The organism is Anaerocolumna sp. AGMB13025, assembly GCF_029689925.1.
In the GTDB taxonomy this organism is placed as follows: Bacteria; Bacillota; Clostridia; order Lachnospirales; family Lachnospiraceae; genus Anaerocolumna.
The window spans coordinates 337094-357053 of sequence record NZ_CP121445.1 but is presented as its reverse complement, the minus strand read 5'-3'; the positions used below and the strand labels follow the sequence as shown (position 1 = coordinate 357053).

Below are 19960 nucleotides of genomic sequence, written 5' to 3'. Positions count from 1 at the left end.
TTTTCTATTATAGTGTTATATTTTCTTTGTTTTATTCTATTGTTTCTTAACATTCCTGTATTTACGCAACGATCCGTTTTAGATACTGGAAATCCTTGTTATGTTTTTGCAAAAAATATGTTATACTCTTAGATAATAATAACAGGCAGCTTGCGATTCTTTAGCATTTCATCCATATACCCTGCACTTGGTACGAACTACATAGTTTCGCATTTGCCTAATCTAATAAATTTTGATGAAAGGATACGAATTATGTTTTATCAAATTCAAGATGATTTAGAACCTATAACCCTTGACGAATATGATAAGGGTATTCTGACCTTCGGCGTAATTACGCTTCAGGAATTGGAAGAGTGTTATGAGAAGTTTGGTTTTGCCAGAATCACAGTATTGGAATGTAAACATGATACCCATCAGGTACACGGTGAAATTGAAGTGTACGAGGACTATCATTTTGGAATAATTACGGGTATCGATACCAGGCATTTTATCCAGGTAGAGGACAGAATTGGAATTTATATAAAGAAGAATTTATTTTTGATTGTGGTTATTGAGGACCAGGATGACAGTATGAGACTGGAATTATTTGAATCCCTAAAGCATTTAAACCTGGCTAAAGTATCTTTGGAACGGGTGGTATACGGATTTTTGGAACGGCTGATTTTTGATAATTATTCTGGTCTTGAACAGATTGAGAAAGAAATAAGTACCCACGAAGATAAAATCAACGACAATAAATTAAGCCGTAATTTCAACTACGAAATCACCGGCATCCGGAAAAGACTTCTGCTGCTTAATAATTATTACGAGCAGCTTATTGTCATCGGAGAAGAGTTAGAGGAAAATGCTATCGACATTTTTAAAGATGAAAATCTGCGTTACTTCAAATTGTTTACCGACCGGGTCAACCGGCTAAGCAACAACACCAGGATGCTTCAGGATTATTGCGTGCATGTAAGAGATGCCTACAATGCACAGTTAGATTATAATCTTAATAATATCATGAAGATGTTTACTGTCGTTACCACCATATTCCTTCCCCTTACCCTGATTGTAGGCTGGTATGGAATGAACTTTAAATATATGCCGGAGTTAAGCTGGAAATACGGGTATCTTTTTGTAATTATCATCAGTATTATTGTGGCAGTCATCTGCATCATATATTTTAAAAAGAAGAAGTTTTTATAACTTGTTAACACCAAGTACACAAAGCAGTAGGGAAAACCAGGACAACCCAAAAATCATTTTTTGTCTTGGTTTTTCCGTTTCCTAAACAAATTATTATCTTATTTCAATTAAACTTACAATTTTAATCCGTCTCTGCTTTCTCTTTATACTCCTTAATAGCCTCCATAAACCGTTCCCCATATTTATCATACTTAAATCGTCCGATTCCAGAGATGGAAAGCATGTCCTCTTCGCTAAGAGGCATGTGAAGACATAATTCCAGCAGAGTTTTATCGGAAAATACAATATAAGGAGGTATCTTTTCTTCCTTGGCAATGTCACTTCTGAGTTTTCTAAGCAGCTCAAATAGTACCTCATCTGCTTCTTCATAATTTTGTTTCCCATTGCCGGTTTTGCGGGCATCTTTCTCTGCTGCCTTTTTAAGTCCGGATTTCTTTACCTTTTCCTTCTTACTAATTTCCCGTTCCTTTGCTAATTTCATGATAATCTCTTTTTTGCCTTCCAGCACTTCCCACGACTTGTCTGTTAATTTTAAAATGGAATACTCTTCATTCGTCAGAAATAGATAATCCTCTAATACCAGGTAGTTTAACACCTGCCTGAGTCGGTATACGGCTTCTTTTGCCAAACTGCCATAAAATTCATTCTCATCCATATGATATTGCCTTAACTTGGCGGTTTTATTACCGTGAACCGTATCGACAATAACCCCCATACCATAACGCTGCCTGGACTGACTGACACAGCCGATTAATTTCATGGAAATGTCCGTTACGTCACTTTCTTCAAACTGGGTCAGACAGTTGGAACAATTACCGCAGTAATTTGTACCATATTCGCCAAAATACCGAAGGATGTAATCTCTTAAGCATTCGTTGGTAAAACAATAAAAGGTCATTTTCTTAAGGCGTTCCCGGTCTCTTTCCTTAACCGCTTTTAAGGTTTCTGGGTCAAGTTCTTCATTGTCATTATTATTTTCAATAAAGAACTGGTTTGTAATAACATCCTGCCCACTGTATAAAAGAATGCAAAAGGCCGATTCCCCATCTCGCCCGGCCCTGCCTGCTTCCTGATAATAACTTTCGATGTTCTTTGGCATGTTATAATGAATCACGAAACGCACATTGGATTTATCGATGCCCATACCAAAGGCATTGGTAGCTACCATTATGGGTTTTCTGTCATAGATAAAGTCCTCCTGATTGGTTTTGCGCTCTGCATCACTGAGACCGGCATGATATCTGGTCACAGGAACTCCCTCTCTATTTAAGCGGTCACAGACTTCCTCTACGACTTTTCTGGTAAGACAGTAAATAATTCCGCTTTGGTCTTTATAATCTTGCATATAGTTTTTCAATGCTTCAAATTTATCTTTGGGGGTTTCTACGGCAAAATATAAGTTCTTTCTGTCAAAGCCGGTAACTTTGACAGTAGGAGCTTTTAGCCTTAAAATCCTTATTATGTCTTCGATAACTTCCCTGGTGGCAGTTGCCGTAAACGCACTTAAGACAGGTCTTACAGGGAGCCTGTCCAAAAATTCCACAATTTTTAGATAACTTGGTCTAAAGTCCTGTCCCCATTGGGATACACAGTGGGCTTCATCTACGCTGACCATGGAGATTCTTGTATTTAGGGCAAACTCTAAGAATTCCTCGGTTATCAGTCTCTCCGGTGCTACATAGATGATTTTATACCGGCCTTCCTTTGCATAGGAAAGAGCTAACCGGTATTGGCCCGCCGTCAAAGAGCTGTTTAAAAATGCCGCATGTATCCCTGCCTGGTTTAAGGTACTGACCTGGTCCTTCATAAGGGATATTAATGGCGATATCACAAGGGTAATCCCCTCAAGCAACAGAGCCGGTATCTGAAAGCAGATTGACTTGCCTGCTCCGGTCGGCATTATGCCAAGGGTATCGGTTCCGTTAAGAATGCTGCCCGTTAGTTCCTCCTGTCCTTCCCGAAAATCATCATATCCAAAATACTTCTTTAGTAATTTTATTCTTTCATCCAATTCGTTTTCCCCTTATAAATTTTTTTCTCTGAAAAATTCGTCTACAATAAACTCAGCACTTTCACACCACATTAAGGAACCGGTTTTTTGTAAGGCTTCATAAACCTTTGATTGGTAAAAATCATAGAGACATTCATCAAAAGGTCGGTCCGTCTGATCTGATATCAAGCGAACCACATGCTCAATCTTCATGATGATATCTAACGTGACATCCTGACCTTTATAAATATACCGATTAATCATGAGTCTTCGTCCTCCCTAAAAACTCTAGACATTTCAATGCTCTTTCGCTATGTATGGAAACCTGATCATGAGGTTCATAGGTTCTTAACTGTTCGATGGCCATTTCCTCATTATAAATGCCTGCTACATATAATGCAACCGTTCTCATGGTATTATCATCTGCAACAGGACCGATTACAATATCATAGCCATGCTGGGTACCGCCGAACATACGATTATTTTTAATCATGGTAAGCCATTCCCTGGTAAGTCCGTAAAAGGTTTTTATATTCAATTCCTTAGAAGGTGTCAGTTTAAATTTCATAACAAAGATACCTTCCCCGCCATATCTAATGTACATATTCCCAGCCCAGTTGACTGCATATTCTTCCATGGTGGTGGTATAAAACCCCTTCCCAAAATCCCGTTTATCCTTGGAATGTTTTAAATCCACCTGGTCAAATATTACATTGGTCCCATGGTATACAATCAGCTCATCCTTCATTTTGTTTTCTCCTCAAAACATCTTCAACAAAATAAATGCTTTCCTCCAGGCTTTGGGAGTGCAGTGCCTGATATTGAGAACGAAGGAGGGGGATAATACCCTTTCTGGTAAACAATTCTAGTACATCTTTTGCATTGAGCGCATGATTATGGGCATATCCTTCGATTGCTTCCACAACCATCAAATTCATATCCCGTTCTGTTTGATTCAACTATGTCACTCCAATTTTATTCTCTATTATATTTATATTAACCTGGTGACATATAATGAACCGATTGAATGATTCCATTTAGAATAAAGTTTGTAATTTATGGTAAAACGTTCGTTGCTGTTACCTCTTTATGTACGGTTGATTTAGAAATGCCAAATTGTTTTGCTGTCTGCCTCACGGTTGCATTATTATCAATTATGTAATTGGCTATTTCTACTGCCCGTTCTTCTATATAGCCTTTCAAAAGGATATCCCCCTATTGTACTTGTTTCTATATTGTATGCGTGAAGGTTTTAAATTATATCCTATTTAGGGTTACTAACTTTACTCAAATAACAGCATATTTTCTTATAACAGGGATTGATTGATAAGAATATCCGATGATAGGGATGGGGCTGTACCCCATTTAGAAAATGATGATTTTAAACTGCCAGGACTGCTTAAAGAACAAAGACTCTGGCGCTGACGCGCTGAACTTTCCTTGTAAAATAATAAAGCAGCCTCTGGCAGTTTATTTCTACAATAAAGAATACATATAAAATCTTCTTTGATAGCAAGGAAGATTCCATTCCTTGCTTAGTAATCTTCTCTTAAACCAAATTCTGCGGATTCAACCCATTCCTCTGGTCTGGTTGTAAGTTTTACCAGCTCCTCCATAATAATGCAATGGATATCTTCCTGTTTTATTAAGTACTGGTAAGTTTCTTTTGCCTTACTATCCTCTGCCGCCTCCTGGAGGCTTCTATAAAACTTGAGGCTTTTTTCCTCCATCTCAAGAGCCATCCGGTATGAATCCAGCTGGCCCGGAAGCTCCTTAATATCACTCTTAAAGTCGGCCATCTTCCAGAATAAATCTCTCGCTTCTTTCAGAATATTTTTATCCTCTACATTAACGTCAAGCAAATCTGCTTTGCCAAGTAAAATTTCCACATGTTTTCTTTCTTCATCCGCTAACATGTTAAATACAACTGCCAGGCTGTTATCTTTATTTTTCTCTGCCTGTTCTGTGTAATATTTCTCTAAATCAAATTCCAGTGAAAGTGCTAAGTCTAACGTCTCCATATCCTTTCTGCTCCTTTTCTTACGTATTTGTGTACCTACTAATACCTTATCGTTTTCCACTTATAATGTCAAGACTTTTTAAGTGGAAACGAAGCAGGCATTGATTCGAAACCTCTCAAAGGTACTCGTTTCGTTAGAAAGAAATCTTCTTCCGAAAAAATAATAGGCAGCTTCCCTGTAATGCCTTAAATATATAGAATATCTGATTCATTCCCGTATATTTAAGCATTAAGACAAGCTGCCAAAACAATTTAACTTTTAAGCATTTCTTTTTTTTTACTATTATAATATACATATCCAATCCCACCTGCAAGTAAACAGATCAGCATGAATATAGGTACATACAGTGGATTGGAGACAATTCCCCCAATCAGGATTATGAAAGAGCCCAGTGTTCCTAAAACCGGACAGATAATGCCTTTAAAGGTACTTTTTATAATATTAGCCTTTTTCATCTTAATAACTTTTATATACAGGATAATATAACAAACATAGCTGAATACAATAGCTATTTCACTAACATCACTGTTTCCTATAATTCCGCTTTTCTGTGTTAGATAATGCAGCCCCATCCATACAAGAGTAACTACATAAGAAAGCAGACAGGATTTTAAGGATAACTGGTATTTTGGATGAATTACTGCTATTTTTGCGGCGCCAGGGAGCATATTCTTGCTGGCCAGTGCCTGGGGCATCCTAAGGCTTCCCAGGGTTATACCGTTTACAACTCCAAGGATGGAGATAATTACAAAGACCAGGATTATTTTACTTCCATGGCTGCCAAGGAGTATTTCACCAGCCTTATTCACCGCATCATTTCCGGTTGATAAGATATAACTGACTCCTAACATATTGGTAATTCCAAGGAAATATAAAAGATATACACCCAATACCACCAATGGTCCAATAATCAAGGCTAGAGGCATGTTTTTCTCCGGTTTTTTTACTTCATTGGTGATGCTGGTTGCTATAATCCAGCCGTCATAGGCAAAGGCGATTGGTGCCAGGGCCGCCAGCCATCCAAATCCCACATTACTTTCCGTAACCACCTTTATCCCCTGCGGGATTTCAGGACTGGCTGTTCCTAAAAATACGCCAAGGATTGCGATTCCCAGTAACGGAATCAGCTTAATAATCGTTGAAAGATTTTGAAAATACCCACCCAGTTTTAAGGATAAGATATTCAACCCATAAATAAGTGTCATAAATCCCAAACCAACTGCTATCTGATTTTCCAGGGTTCCGTTAATACCTAAGAGGGAACAGGTATAGATACCCGATACCCAGGCAACTACCGCATTTAAAGTCGGGTAATAAATAAAAGTCTGAAACCAGCCAAACCCAGAGGCTACTCCTTTCGAGATAAAATCTTCATAATAGCCCACAAAACCTCCGTTTTTCTTAGTTCTTATCGAAAGTTCGGTAAGGGTCAGACTTCCGAATATGATACTAAACGCCCCAATACATAATACAAGTACTCCAAGGCCTATATTACCCCCGGTATATTTTAATACATCATCACTTTTAAAGAAGATTCCGGATCCGATCACGATACCGATAATCATAGTTGTTGCTGTTAACAGCCCATAATGTTCTTTTTTATTCTCCATAATAACTCCTGTATATTATTGTTTTTATCTATCTGTTCATATGGATTTCGCATATTTAATCTTGGTTTACTTGACTGGATTAATTTCCTGACAGTCAAATTTAAACTGACTACGGCTATATCGGTTTATCTATGTTTAACTAAAATCTTACCGTTTGAATCGATTAATCAATCAACTGAAATTAAATTCCAAAGCAGCCTTTTTACTTTTTAATAACAGCCTGGGTTCTGTACCAAGACTTTCCCCTGCTTTCTGCTAAGACCTGATGCTTTCATTCCTCCTTAAGTACCGGGGCGTCTGTTTAAGCACATCCTAAGACGCCCTGGATTTTCAGATCGCTTCAACAATACTAAGATACTTCTGCCTTGTAGCCATCCCGCCTCGAATATGCCTTTCTGATTTATTCATCATAAGTATTTCGTTTACGGCATGATACAATTGCTTATTGACATACGGCAAACGGTCCTGCAGATCTTTATGGACAGTTGATTTACTGATTCCATATTTTAAAGCCGTTTCCCTGACTGTCGCTTTTGTCTCGATGGTGTAATAAGCCAGCTCGATTATTCTATCCTCAATGTATTGCTGCATCATATGGGCCCCCAAGCTTGTTTTTTTAAATATATGCTTGTTTGTCCAATGATATGTCTGGTTACTAATAGCCTTCTTCTCTTCTTATTTTACGTAATTCGTTCCTTTTAAGGGCACCTTCCCATTCTCCCCGCTGGTTCTCTGTTTCTATTATTAAGCGAGGTACTCTGACAGGCTTTCCTTCGCTGTCCAATGCTACATAAACCATATAAGCCCGGTTAATTGGCCTTCTGATTCCTGATAATTCTTCCACATAAGTGTCGACCCTGACTTCCATAGAGGTATTCCCAACATAGGTGATCCTTCCAATTAACACCAGAGTATCGTTAACATAGGCACCCTCTTTAAATTGAAGGTTATCGATTGCTGCCGTTATAACATTACATCCGGAATGTCTTCTGGCTGCTACGCCGCCTACTATATCAATCCATTCCAGGAGTTTACCGCCAAATAACCTGCCATTTCCGTTAATATGACGGGGCATCAGTAATTGTATTTGCTCCGTAAAGGAATCTTCCACACGTTTTTCTGTTTCCATTCTTAAACTCCTTACCTATGAAACAATTCATATAAACCTGTAAATCCCAATCTATTCGTTATCCATAACGAAATAAAGTCAGACATATTATTATATACTTTCATACCTGTACTTGTCCATATATTTCTTTCATCTGCCCGGGCAAACCTAAGAGGAATTAACCGGGAAAGACTTTACTGCATACCCATATTATGATAAAATAATTGAGCAAGTCCAATCTTTAGCAATATAGACGTTTAAAGTAACAGGTAAAGTAATGAAACAGGTAAAGTATGAAACAGCCCCAGTTAAGCATATATAAAGTATTATCTGCTTTAAACGGGAGACAGGAGTAAGAAAATGAAGAAAAACAACAAATCTATTGGAATTTTAATTGCAGGTGTCATTGTTGTACTGGCAGTCATTATAACCGCTGGTATACTGTTTTATAATCAATCCAAATCCACTACCGGTATGGATGGCAATAATTCCGGTGCTATTGACCTGACGGGTTATCCAAATACCGGTGACATCGTTATCCAGTCTGCCTCCTATCTGTATACCAGTGACGGCAAGATCGATGGTTTTCTGGTAACTGCGAAAAGCAAAGGTTATAAGAGTGACTTACTGTTAGATATTACCTTTGACAGTACAGGAGATACCGTAAAATCTGTGGCAGTCAAGAATCAGAAGGAATCCAAGGGCTATGGTGACAAGATTACAGACCCAGCTTTCTTAAGCCAGTTTAACGGTATAACAGCCCCAGTTTCCATATCGGGCGAGGATCTTAACAGTACCGATAACCAAACTAGTTCAGATGATGTTAATAGTACGGAGCCAACAACAGATGCCCAGACATCTGAACCTAAAACCACAGAAACAGATACCAGTGAAACGAATACTGTTTCCGAAACCTCTGGCAACGTGCTGGCAGACGGAACCTATGAAGCAGAAGAACCGGAATTTGACGACCAGGGATACAAAGATAAGGTTACCTTAACCATTGAAAACGGTAAGATGACAGAAGTCATCTGGGATGCCTATAATGATAAAGGTGAATTAAAGAGTGTGTTATCAGCCGACGGTATCTATGAAATGGAAGGCGGCGGTCTTACCTGGCAGGAACAGGCTTTGGCTATAACCGATTATCTGGTAAAACAGCAATCTATCGATACCATTACTATGAATGCGGAAGGTAAAACCGATGCTGTGACCGGAGTTACCATATCAGTACGTGACTTTATAAATCTGGTACAGGAGTGCCTCAAAGATGCTGCTGCTAAGAAACCGGAAGTTAATACCCAGGAAGAATCCACGTCAGAGCAGACATCCGGTAACGAAACTGTACCTGAATCAGCAGAGGAGCCACAATCGGCAGCCACTCCTGATAATACCCCCGGTCTTTCCACCAAAGTCGATGTCGTATCCGGTGCTACTGTTTCATCAACTGCAGTTATTAATAGTATTAACAAAGCTCAGGAGTTTATTAAGGAGTTTGTACTTTCAAAGTAACGCCTTAAAACCCAAACCCAGGTTATAGACAAACCTGACAAATAGCAATCGTTACATAAAGGGTGGCTGCCAAATCTGTAGTAGATAAAGCAGCCGCCCTTATTTTAAACTCCTTCTGTATTTAATTAATATCCGGTTCTAATTGGCTACCGCATCGACTTCGCTTTCTTTGCTGCTTTCAATTTCCACTACTACCTTATTAGGCAGGCAGACTATGGTCTCACCATCATTTTCAATATCCCTTTGATGCACGCAGATTTTATCCGGGCAACTGGCATCTACTATATCCGCATGCCCGTCTTTTATTACCAGTTGGTTGGTTCCGCCATTTACTCCTTTAATTTCAAGGGAGGTATCCTTATTAAGGGGCAGTTCTTTATATATTTCTCCATCCACTCTGATTACTACTACATCTCCGTTCTGCTTTGCTATGTTCATATAAATCAATCCGGCTGCCGCTATAACTATTATAATTGCCGCCAGTATTAAATCATTCCGTTTCATAAGTAAACCACGCCTTTCTGCCAATACAGCCTGATACAGGCTTTAGCACTCCATATTATACATGCATCAAGACGATTGTGCAACGTATTTTTGTCGGAATCCTATTTCAGTAAATGATAAAATTCTGTTCACGCCACTGCTAAAAACAGCAGTAATATGAACAATAACACGCTTCGCGATGCACGAAAAACTGCACCGTAAGATACCAAAAGGGTTCTGGTATCAACAGTGCAGCTTGTATTCCTTATGACAAATGGGTTATATTCTTACAATTTATTCTGCAAATAAAGGAGTTGATAAGTATCTTTCACCGGTATCCGGTAACAATACAACAATTGTCTTACCGGCATTCTCAGGACGTTTTGCGACCTGGGTGGCAGCCCAAGTTGCAGCACCGGAGGAAATACCCACTAATAAACCTTCATGCTTTGCAATGGCTCTGCCAGTTGCAAATGCATCCTCATTATCAACAGTAATAATCTCATCATAAACTCCTGTGTTAAGTACTTTAGGAACAAAACCGGCACCAATTCCCTGGATCTTATGAGGTCCGGGAGTTCCCTTGGATAATACAGGAGAAGCACTTGGTTCAACAGCTATAATCTTTACATCGGGATTCTTGCTCTTTAGATATTCACCAACACCAGTTATAGTACCGCCAGTACCAATACCTGCCACAAAGATATCCACTTTACCATCGGTATCTTCCCAAATTTCAGGTCCGGTAGTATTTCTGTGTACTTCCGGGTTGGCAGCGTTTATAAATTGTCCAGGAATAAAGGAATCCGGAGTTTCTTTCGCTAATTCTTCTGCTTTAGCAATAGCACCGTTCATACCTTTGGCACCTTCTGTCAGTACTAATTCGGCACCGTAGGCCTTTAATAGATTTCTACGTTCTATACTCATTGTCTCAGGCATAGTTAAAATAATTTTATAACCTCTTGCAGCTGCTACGGAGGCCAGACCAATACCGGTATTACCACTGGTAGGTTCGATAATAGTTGCACCCGGTTTTAAGATTCCTTTTGCCTCGGCATCATCAATCATAGCCTTTGCTATTCTGTCTTTCACACTTCCTGCGGGATTGAAATATTCTAATTTTGCTACGATAGCTGTTGCTAAATCATTGGCTTTTCCATAATTAGTCAGCTCCAGTAACGGGGTACTTCCGATTAAATCTGTTAAACTCTTTGCTATTTTTGCCATAATCTTATTCTCCTTTAATGTTTATATTCTTTATAACTTGAAATTAATTTACTAAGTCCGTTTGGTTTATATATAATCTAACACAGTGAATACCATTTGTCAACGATTATTTTAATATTTCATATATGATTAGTATGAATTATTTTTCATACTGTTCTCAACTTGTATTTGCGGCATTTCTTTTGTGAGAACAGCAAAGCGAAACATCGTGGGAACAGTAACCAAATGATTGTTGCTTCTATACTCCCATACTGATTATTGTATTATTCTTTCACTTGTTTTATTCAGACCGGGCTTTTGATTTTATATCGGAGAACTTTTCTATGCAACAAGAACAAAGAATCTGGCTCACCAGAAGAACAAAGAATCTGGCTCACCAGAAGAACAAAGAGTCTGCCTCGCCAGAAGAACAAAGAGTCTGCCTCGCCAGACTCTAGCGCTGACGCGCTGTCACGACAGTGACAATCTTCCTTAAGTGCGTCATGCGCATCCTGCCTGGAAGGCTTTTTAATTTATAGGTAAGTTCTTAGAACTTTCCTCGTAAATTAAAAAAGGTATCCCATTCCCTGATGAGATACCAGAACGATTCTATCATATGGTAATACCCTTGTTATGCAATCTTATCCGCCTTGACCTGTTTCTATATCATGCAGGACTTTAACCAGAGTTCTCAATGTTATCTGCCCCTGAATCTGGGGTTGTCCGGTAAGCAGATCATAACCGGCGGCTTTGGAAGGATTTTGGATATCGTCACTGGTTTTCCGATTCAGACCTATGGGTACACTAAAATAATAATTTGCTACAACCTCTAAAAAGCTGGCTTTTTGACCCGATGAAAGGATCTCCTGGTTTATTTTTTCGGGCAGCCCTAAACTGCTAAGGTTAATTTCCTGCGTTTTCTTTAAAGTCTGTAAGTCATACCCGAAAGATAGATTTTCCTGGGGTGTAGCTTGTCCTTCTGATGCATGGTCTTCCCTTAAACTATAATTCCCAATGGATACAGTCCCCTTTAGTACACCTTTACTATAAGAAGTTATGGTGTTATATCCAAGGATACCAGATATATTTTCCGGTATTAGTTTATAGATAGCGTCAGGTACTCCTATATCCGGTAATCCAACTCCCCATGCACCACCTTTATTAACAATACACCAATATGGGGCTTCCCTGGTAAGGAACAGGGGGATATTGCCCAGGTCATAAACTCCGGGAGTAACCTGACTGGTATTCTGGCCAGGCTCATCTTTTGTCATGCGGTAATCGATTGCCAGGCTTACCAAGCCATTGATAAAATCAGTAAGATCAAATGCCTCTGCTCCGCTGATACCCAGAGTCTTACTATCATAATTCATATATGCATCCAAAGACCCATTTTTTTCTATCTTACTTACAGTATCGGAAGCAGATTTTTCTCCCGCCAGGTTATAAACCAGCCTTAGATTAAAATCCTGATCACTATCTTTTGAAAAAATAAAAGACGGGGTGGGGGGCATATCCTCTTTAACGGGATCGGCATCTGCTCTGACAGCATATCCGATACCAAGGCAGCACAAACTAAGTCCTGTAATAAGCAGAATAACCCAATTATGGATTAATTTATAACCTTTCATCATAAACCTCCAAGCACACGAGTGGATTTTAATGTCATCCATATTTTTACAGCATCTTATTATACCGTAAAACGATATGGGTTACAAACCGAATGACAGACAACCTTTCGACGGTTTTTCCGCTCCCGTTATGATGAAATGTTTCGTAATTCTTTTCAATACTGCTTATTTCTTTTAATTATTCGCACATAGCTGGCAATACAGGTAATTATATGTTTTTTTGCAGACCTCGATTTTTAGTAATTCTCTTTGCTTTATAGCATAAATTGCGAAAGTTTTTTATTCCTACCCTTTATAGAACGGGGCGGTACAAGGAATTTATGAATGTACTTTAAATACAGAACATGTTTTAAACAGGCATGTCTAGCATATTCCCAGTTCATGATCCTCAAGAACTACCGTAAAGGGTCCGTCATTTAACAATTCTACTTTCATATCTGCACCGAATTCACCGGCCTCTACTTTTCCAAGTTTATTTTTTATGCCATCAAGAAAATACCGGTACAACTCCTGTGCTTTCTGTGGGTCGGCTGCCTGCAGAAAATTAGGACGGTTACCCTTTTTACAATCTGCATATAGGGTAAATTGGGAGATTGCAAGTATCTCGCCGTTTATGTCAAGGAGGGACAGATTCGTTTTCCCCTGTTCATCTGAGAAAATTCTAAGTTTTAAGATTTTTTCAATATATTTATCTGCTATTGCCATGGTATCTTCTCTGCCAATTCCAATAAACAGCAAAAGTCCTTCTCCGATTTTTCCTACACAGACTCCCTCCACTGTTACCGAGGCCTGTTTTACCCTTTGTATTACAATTTTCATGAAAACTCCTTCCTTTAACTAAATAGCTTTGTAATTTACTGATCTTCTTTTTCATAACAACAGGAAGTTCTGTTAAGAATAATAAAGTAAAAATCAAGTATAGTGGTCGGAACCCTCTGTTTACCTTGTTTTATTTCTTACATTTTCCTTAATTTATCTGAATATTCTTTGTTAGATATTGTGGTGTGAACGGCTTTGTGCTATAATCGCCAATGAATGATATTAATATGATTATAATTAAATAAATATACTATTATAGTTTACACTTAATTTCTAATTTCAGAAAGGTTGATACTGTTGAAACAATTAATATTAAAATATAAACACGGATGGGTTCTGTCCTATTTTTTCATCTACATTGTCTGGTTTTTTGCATTGGAAAAACATATTACGACCAATTATACACCAGTTCACATCTGGCTGGATGATATCATACCTTTTAATGAATGGTTTGTTATTCCTTATTATTTATGGTTTGTATTCATCTTTGCAACCGTTGCTTACTTTTTCCTTACTTCCAGAGAAGACTTTTATAAAGTAACCGCCTTTTTATTTATCGGAATGACAGTATGCCTGATTATCTATACGATATGGCCGAATGGACAGAATTTAAGACCGGACCTGTCAACGATTGGCAGGGACAATGTTTTTATCCATATTGTAAAAGCACTTTACAGTACGGATACCGCTACCAATGTATGTCCCAGTATCCATGTGTTTAACTCCATTGGAGCCAATATAGCCATTCATCGAAGTGAGGCTCTGAAAAAATACAAGTGGTTAAGAGCTGGTTCCACGATATTAACCGTTCTCATATCCCTTTCAACCATGTTTTTAAAACAACATTCTGCATTTGATGCCATCGCTGCCATTGCCTTAAGTATAGTAATGTATCTTCTGGTTTATGTCTTAAGCGGCAGCAAACAAGCAGCAAAAGTAAAAGAAAAGAAAGTATTTGCACAATATTGATGTTATCTTTAAATCACTGATAGCAGTAACATCATTACTATAGTTAATAACGCATATATGGTTTCAGTTTTTAACTGAAACCATATATTTTTTTGGAAATTTTAAAACCGACTTCTACTATCTTACGACCTGCTTTTCCGGGGAGGTTCATAGATCTTCCAAGAAAACGGTTATAGATCTTCGTATACAGCTTTTTATTGGCTTTCTCTAAGTAGTTCCATAATTCCTGCTTTTTGGCGAGACTTTCCTCTGTATTTTCTTTGATTAAATATACGGAAGAAACAGTCATCATCATACACAGATATTTTATCATATAATTGCGGAGTTTTTTGTTCTTTATTGTCATTACATCCATATCATCAATCATTATTTTAGTAATATAAATCTGTTGGTCAATACGCTTGATCATATTCTTTTCATTTACAGATTGGTCATCTCTTCCGATAAAATACCGGTACAGGTTTACATCCAGATAATACAACGTCTTTACATGCGGCAGGGGGTGATAGACAAAAATATTATCCACATAAAAGGTGTGCTGGGGCAATTTAAGTCCACAATCCTTTAGCAGCTTGGTTCTATAAATGGCAGCATGCATAATAATCTGCTGGCTTTGTTTAAAATACATAATATCATTCCAGGTAAAAATCCGATCCTGTGGAAGTGCTGTCTTATAATCCATAACCTTATGCTTATTTATGCTGGGTTTCTCATACACATAATTAGCCAGCATAAGATCCGGACTTTGTCCGTCTACCACCAATTCCCTTAACTTATCAAGGACTTTTCTAAGTGCTGCTTCATTAACCCAGTCATCACTGTCCACTACTTTAAAATATAACCCTTTTGCATGGAGCAGACCAGTGTTAACCGCTTCACCATGTCCACCGTTTTCCTGATGAATTGCACTTATGATATCCGGGTATTTAGCGGCATACTCATCCGCTATTCCAGCCGTATCATCGGATGACCCGTCATTGACAATAATTATTTCTACGTCACTGCCGCCAGTCAATAAGGTTTCAATCGCATGCTTCATATATGCGGCAGAATTATAGCATGGTATTGCCACACTTAATAGTTTCATTTTGCATCTTCCTCCTAATGATCATAAATATCCATATAAAGTATTATAAAACATAAAAGATAAACATCAATTAATATCCCTATAAATTAAGAAATATTAAATTTTAGTAAGGTAAACGTAAGAATTATTTCGTTGTTTTACTTTTTCACGAATGATATAATACAAACAAAAACGTTTCCGGAGGTAATTTATGTCATTCGGTTCAAATTTAGAAAAACTTAGAAAAGAACGCAAAATCAGTCAGAGCAAGTTAGGATGCGCCTTGGGTATCACCCAGCAGATGATAAGCAGCTATGAAAAAGATATCTCTTCTCCTAACATTGAAACCTTAATCAAAATAGCGGATTTCTTCGAAATCTCCATAGACAGATTGGTTGGTCACATTGTCCGATCAGAGAATCCGGTATCCCTTAAAGTCCAGTTTGACCAATTATTTGACTCCTTCTCTAACGAGGATAAAGAGCGCTGCATCATCATTTTAAAAGCCTTACTTCTTGACCGGGAAAAAGCCGGTGAAAAGCTATTGAAAAAGAAGACCAGTTAATATGATTACTTTAAATTCTCAGGATTCAAACATTCTAATTCAGGGATTACAAACCGACCGTCTTTGCGAATCAATACATCATCAAAATAAATCTCGCCGCCGCCATATTCAGGAGTCTGGATACATACTAAATCCCAATGAATTGCAGATTTATTGCCATTCGGCGCTATATCATAACAATTACCTGGTGTAAAATGGAAGGAACCCATAATTTTTTCATCAAATAAGGTATCTTTCATAGGTTTTAACACATAAGGATTAACGCCGATGGCAAATTCCCCCACATATCTGGCACCTTCATCCGTATCAAACACTTTATTAATCCGCTCTGTATCATTGGCTGTCGCTTTTACTATCTTTCCATCCTGAAAAGTCAATTGAATATTCTCATAAGTAAAGCCCTGAAAGACTGCCGGGGTATTATAAGAAAGCGTTCCATTAATCGATTCCTTAACAGGTGCTGTGTATACCTCACCATCTGGTATATTGCATTCTCCGGCACAGGGGATACAAGGAATTCCTTTTATGGAGAAGCTTAAATCCGTTCCCGGTCCAATAATCTTAACTTTATCTGTCTTTTCCATCCGTGCTACCAGACTCTCCATGGCTTTTCCCATCTTGGAATAATCCAAATTGCAGACATCAAAATAAAAATCCTGAAAACTATCTAAGCTGGTATTAGCAAGCTGAGCCATTGCATAATTAGGATAGCGGAGTACTACCCATCTGGTCTTGCTGACACGAATATCGTGATGAACCGGAGTGGAGTAGTATTTTTCATATATCTCCATCTTTTCGGCAGGTACATCGGCTAATTCGGAAGCATTATCCGTACCTCTTATTCCTACGTAACAGTCCATTTCCGACATTTCCGCCGCATCTATTTTGGCCATAAGGGAAATCTGCTCTTTCGTGCAGTTTAAGAGAACCTTCCTTTGTATGGTCTGATCTGTAAAATGCGGAAAAGGCAGTCCGCCGGCTAAGTATACTTCCTTAATAATCTCTCCGGCCAGTTCCTTCGTGGAATTTCCAATATATTGAATATATACTTTATCCCCCTTTTTTACCGCCATTGAATAATTTACTAAGTTGTGAGCCAATACTTTTATTCTTTCATCCATTGTGATTATCCTTTCTTTCCCGCGGCGCTGTTTTAGCATACCCCGTTATTATATATGAAATACTTATATAAATGGCTTTTAAGTGCTGCTATGGCTTTTATGTACCATAACCACCTAAAGCTCAATACCTTACTGATTGCCTGGCAAATACCCAAAGAACAGATTTCCGGTCTGTTCAAACATGGCTGTTCCGTCACCAAGACCTATTTTCTTTTTCATATGAAGAGACGGATCGATTACAGTTATATTATAGGCATCATATCCAACAATTAATACTGCGCTGTCTTTATCTTTCATACCTATGACAGGAATATTTCTATCAATGTAATAGAGAATCTCCGTCAAAGTACAGCCCGTCAGGTTTAATGCTTTGTCCCCCATGCTTTGGCTTAACATATCACTTACGGTTCCGGATTTTAGGTTGCCGGCATTTACGCCCCCGCTTCTGTAGCTTAAAAGCATCTGTACACTGGCCTCAACGCTGTCAAGGTTCCCTGTTGTATAGACCGGAGTAATGTTACTGATTTCTTTCACACTGCTTTTGACTCCCCGTTCCCAAATCTTTTGCTGATTCTGATTCAGAACCACACCCGAAGTATTATATGCCTCATCAATGGCATCCCCTGCTCGTTCATAAATACCTGTAATGCCGCCTAAAGCATAAACGGTGTAAGGCTCTGATACAATATCGGAATCCTCAAACCTTAGAGTTGTATCCTCTGTAATAACCGTATTGATGGTCTTAGTATATTCCGGCTTTTCCACCATAGCAAATCCCGAGGGCAGGGAAATATAATATTCCGTTAAGGTATCTTTGGGAATCCTTGTAGTTAACCCGATGGGGTTTGTTTTTTCAATAACTGTATTTAATATATTGTCTGTCTCCGTGGTTACATAAGCTCCATCTTCTTTTTTTACACGGTCCAACGTGATTACATTATCTTTTACTGTGGTTCCCGACACATAATATCCTTTTTTGGAATACTCTTTTAAAATCTTTGAATTAGAATCCGCAATTATTACTTTATGCATGGGAACCAGCAGGCTGCCATCAATCTGCCTGGTAATAGCGGAGGTTTTCACATAACCATATATGATATTATTATCAATTTTACCAAGGAGGTTAATATTCTGCCCCGTTGGTGCGGTTATTTTCTGTTTGTTACCGGATTCCAGATCCAGTATTATTATTTCTGTGGCTTTATCCGGTGCACTGTTATTCTGCCACGCAATATAATGCATCTCCTTGCTGATGACATAATCCTCACTTCTGACATCGGAAGCAATTACTGTTAATCCCTTTGTTATCAGGTTATAAGCATATATTTTATGATTTAAGATAAAGTAAAAGACCTCCAACTGATTTACATAACTAAACTGGTCCAGTTCTTCTTTTAATATCTGATAAGTTACATTCATGGGTATATAAACCTGTTCTTCAATACGGTTTTGTGCACTGTAATATTTATAAAGCACAATGCCGACACGCCCTTCATAGACGCCCCTGTTCATATAACCATAGACACAGAAATCAATATTGCCGTCCTCATCCATGTTCAGAATCCTGACATCATGTTCATCATAAGTATCCCTGACATAATCCGTATCCTCCTGGCGGAAGGAAAACACCTTGACTGCCGTATTCTCTGCCAGATTGTAATACCATAATTCCCTCTGCCTTACAAAGGAAAGTTTATTATTATCGGTGCTTGTAAAAAGATCCGTATTACTTTGATTCGTAATACCAAGCTTTAATTCACTTTTTTTAAGGCTGGTAAGACCAATATCAAAAACTGACTCCATCGTACGTTGATAATCAAGGAGATACATTCTTGTTGTGGTATAACGTACACGGTAAAATTCCTTCACATAATAATACTCCTGTCCAGATTCGGTTTTTGCTGTTATCATATATTTTAACTGAACAGAAGCCGTATCGGAATTAATTTCGTTTACAGTCGGCACAATGGTACCAAGTACTACAGGCTTTAAGCTCCCCCATTTTACCAGGTCAAAGCTGGAGTGGATATTAACATAGGCAAGAGAGGAATTATCCGCATTCCCTTCCGGCTCCAAATATTTGATAATATCATCTGCTTTTTTCTTATCCATAAGCGCATTATGAAAATCCATTACAAAATCAAGTTTCTCTTTATAATAGGAAGAAGGTTCAAACACTACTCTTGTGTAGTAATTCATCTTTCTGCTCTGGCTGGTAACTATGGTTAATTTAACAGCATATTCGAAATCCTCTGATAGGGCTGTTTTAAATTTAATTTTGGCCGTCTTTTTATCCTCTTCTTTTTCCAGTGCATTAATAGTCCCGGTTTCTATCAGCTTATTATCCGTTACCGAACGCAGTTCATAGATAACCCGTTTTACATCGTTACCTTTTCCGTCTATTATTACTTCAAAGCTTTGATCCGTATCCAGGGGAGTAATGGTTTCCCTTACCATGTTGGCACTTAAATTGCTGCTGTAGCCATGAAGCTGGTTAATTTCCTCTTGATTCAGTCTTATGGTCAGGATGGGAAATGAGGTTTCTCCCATCTCAATGGTTTTTTGCACATCAAATACTTCCTCCTTGATATCCCGTCCAAAATAGTAGAGGGAAGCCGCGAAGATACACACTAATATAATACCCCTATATAATAATTTTAACATAAATTCA

The 19960-nt window shown here is 38.3% G+C and carries 19 protein-coding genes and 1 pseudogene; 4 read left to right on the top strand and 16 right to left on the bottom strand.

What is annotated here, in order from left to right:
• Positions 1 to 252: 252 nt before the first annotated feature.
• Positions 253 to 1188, top strand: a complete 936-nt coding sequence (locus QA584_RS01445; protein ID WP_278272748.1) for a magnesium transporter CorA family protein — start codon at positions 253 to 255, stop codon at positions 1186 to 1188.
• A 121-nt stretch (positions 1189 to 1309) separates the two neighbouring features.
• On the opposite strand, the gene recQ is transcribed toward QA584_RS01445, so the two are convergent.
• The 9 genes and pseudogenes from recQ to QA584_RS01400 all read right to left on the bottom strand — a co-directional run bounded on the left by recQ (position 1310) and on the right by QA584_RS01400 (position 7938).
• Positions 1310 to 3199 (bottom strand): DNA helicase RecQ, encoded by a 1890-nt coding sequence (gene recQ / locus QA584_RS01440; RefSeq protein ID WP_331487813.1) that lies wholly within the window; start codon positions 3197 to 3199, stop codon positions 1310 to 1312.
• A gap of 12 nt (positions 3200 to 3211) precedes the next feature.
• Positions 3212 to 3442 (bottom strand): hypothetical protein, encoded by a 231-nt coding sequence (locus tag QA584_RS01435; protein WP_278272747.1) that lies wholly within the window; start codon positions 3440 to 3442, stop codon positions 3212 to 3214.
• Entirely contained in the window at positions 3435 to 3926 is a 492-nt protein-coding gene (locus QA584_RS01430) for a DUF3990 domain-containing protein (RefSeq protein ID WP_278272746.1), read from the bottom strand. Before QA584_RS01430 ends, QA584_RS01435 begins: the two co-directional genes overlap by 8 nt.
• Positions 3916 to 4137: a DUF3791 domain-containing protein gene (locus QA584_RS01425; RefSeq protein WP_278272745.1), complete on the bottom strand. Its 222-nt coding sequence runs from the start codon at positions 4135 to 4137 to the stop codon at positions 3916 to 3918. The genes QA584_RS01430 and QA584_RS01425 overlap by 11 nt, the downstream gene beginning before the upstream one ends.
• Positions 4138 to 4255: 118 nt before the next feature.
• Positions 4256 to 4381, bottom strand: a pseudogene (locus tag QA584_RS01420) (sporulation transcriptional regulator SpoIIID); the annotation flags it as partial.
• A gap of 332 nt (positions 4382 to 4713) precedes the next feature.
• Positions 4714 to 5199: a ferritin-like domain-containing protein gene (locus tag QA584_RS01415; protein ID WP_278272744.1), complete on the bottom strand. Its 486-nt coding sequence runs from the start codon at positions 5197 to 5199 to the stop codon at positions 4714 to 4716.
• Positions 5200 to 5450: 251 nt separating this feature from the next.
• Positions 5451 to 6809 (bottom strand): APC family permease, encoded by a 1359-nt coding sequence (locus tag QA584_RS01410; RefSeq protein WP_278272743.1) that lies wholly within the window; start codon positions 6807 to 6809, stop codon positions 5451 to 5453.
• A 330-nt stretch (positions 6810 to 7139) separates the two neighbouring features.
• On the bottom strand, positions 7140 to 7400 hold the full coding sequence (gene spoIIID / locus QA584_RS01405) for a sporulation transcriptional regulator SpoIIID (protein ID WP_278275095.1): 261 nt from the start codon (positions 7398 to 7400) through the stop codon (positions 7140 to 7142).
• 64 nt (positions 7401 to 7464) lie between these two features.
• Complete coding sequence (locus QA584_RS01400) at positions 7465 to 7938, bottom strand: acyl-CoA thioesterase (protein WP_278272742.1); 474 nt, start codon at positions 7936 to 7938, stop codon at positions 7465 to 7467.
• A gap of 339 nt (positions 7939 to 8277) precedes the next feature.
• Between QA584_RS01400 and QA584_RS01395 the strand changes: the two genes are divergently transcribed.
• Positions 8278 to 9429 (top strand): FMN-binding protein, encoded by a 1152-nt coding sequence (locus QA584_RS01395; protein ID WP_278272741.1) that lies wholly within the window; start codon positions 8278 to 8280, stop codon positions 9427 to 9429.
• 138 nt (positions 9430 to 9567) lie between these two features.
• On the opposite strand, the gene QA584_RS01390 is transcribed toward QA584_RS01395, so the two are convergent.
• From QA584_RS01390 to dtd, 4 genes are all read right to left on the bottom strand, one after another.
• A complete protein-coding gene (locus QA584_RS01390) occupies positions 9568 to 9933 on the bottom strand; it encodes a NusG domain II-containing protein (RefSeq protein WP_278272740.1) in 366 nt (121 codons plus the stop codon).
• Positions 9934 to 10206: 273 nt separating this feature from the next.
• The gene (gene cysK, locus QA584_RS01385; protein WP_278272739.1) at positions 10207 to 11139 is read right to left on the bottom strand and encodes a cysteine synthase A; all 933 of its coding nucleotides are present in this window, start codon (positions 11137 to 11139) and stop codon (positions 10207 to 10209) included.
• A 620-nt stretch (positions 11140 to 11759) separates the two neighbouring features.
• A complete protein-coding gene (locus QA584_RS01380; RefSeq protein WP_278272738.1) occupies positions 11760 to 12752 on the bottom strand; it encodes a hypothetical protein in 993 nt (330 codons plus the stop codon).
• A gap of 360 nt (positions 12753 to 13112) precedes the next feature.
• On the bottom strand, positions 13113 to 13568 hold the full coding sequence (gene dtd / locus QA584_RS01375; protein ID WP_278272737.1) for a D-aminoacyl-tRNA deacylase: 456 nt from the start codon (positions 13566 to 13568) through the stop codon (positions 13113 to 13115).
• A 297-nt stretch (positions 13569 to 13865) separates the two neighbouring features.
• Between dtd and QA584_RS01370 the strand changes: the two genes are divergently transcribed.
• Entirely contained in the window at positions 13866 to 14537 is a 672-nt protein-coding gene (locus QA584_RS01370) for a phosphatase PAP2 family protein (RefSeq protein WP_278272736.1), read from the top strand.
• A gap of 70 nt (positions 14538 to 14607) precedes the next feature.
• Here QA584_RS01370 and QA584_RS01365 read toward each other — a convergent pair whose 3' ends face one another.
• Complete coding sequence (locus QA584_RS01365; protein WP_278272735.1) at positions 14608 to 15624, bottom strand: glycosyltransferase family 2 protein; 1017 nt, start codon at positions 15622 to 15624, stop codon at positions 14608 to 14610.
• 190 nt (positions 15625 to 15814) lie between these two features.
• On the opposite strand from QA584_RS01365, the gene QA584_RS01360 reads away from it, so the two are divergent.
• Positions 15815 to 16168, top strand: coding sequence for a helix-turn-helix domain-containing protein (locus tag QA584_RS01360; RefSeq protein WP_278272734.1), 354 nt, complete (start codon positions 15815 to 15817; stop codon positions 16166 to 16168).
• A 5-nt stretch (positions 16169 to 16173) separates the two neighbouring features.
• Here QA584_RS01360 and QA584_RS01355 read toward each other — a convergent pair whose 3' ends face one another.
• Together QA584_RS01355 and QA584_RS01350 are read right to left on the bottom strand one after the other, a co-directional pair.
• Positions 16174 to 17289, bottom strand: coding sequence for an aminopeptidase (locus QA584_RS01355; protein ID WP_278272733.1), 1116 nt, complete (start codon positions 17287 to 17289; stop codon positions 16174 to 16176).
• A gap of 129 nt (positions 17290 to 17418) precedes the next feature.
• A complete protein-coding gene (locus QA584_RS01350; protein WP_278272732.1) occupies positions 17419 to 19953 on the bottom strand; it encodes a hypothetical protein in 2535 nt (844 codons plus the stop codon).
• Positions 19954 to 19960 lie beyond the last annotated feature (7 nt).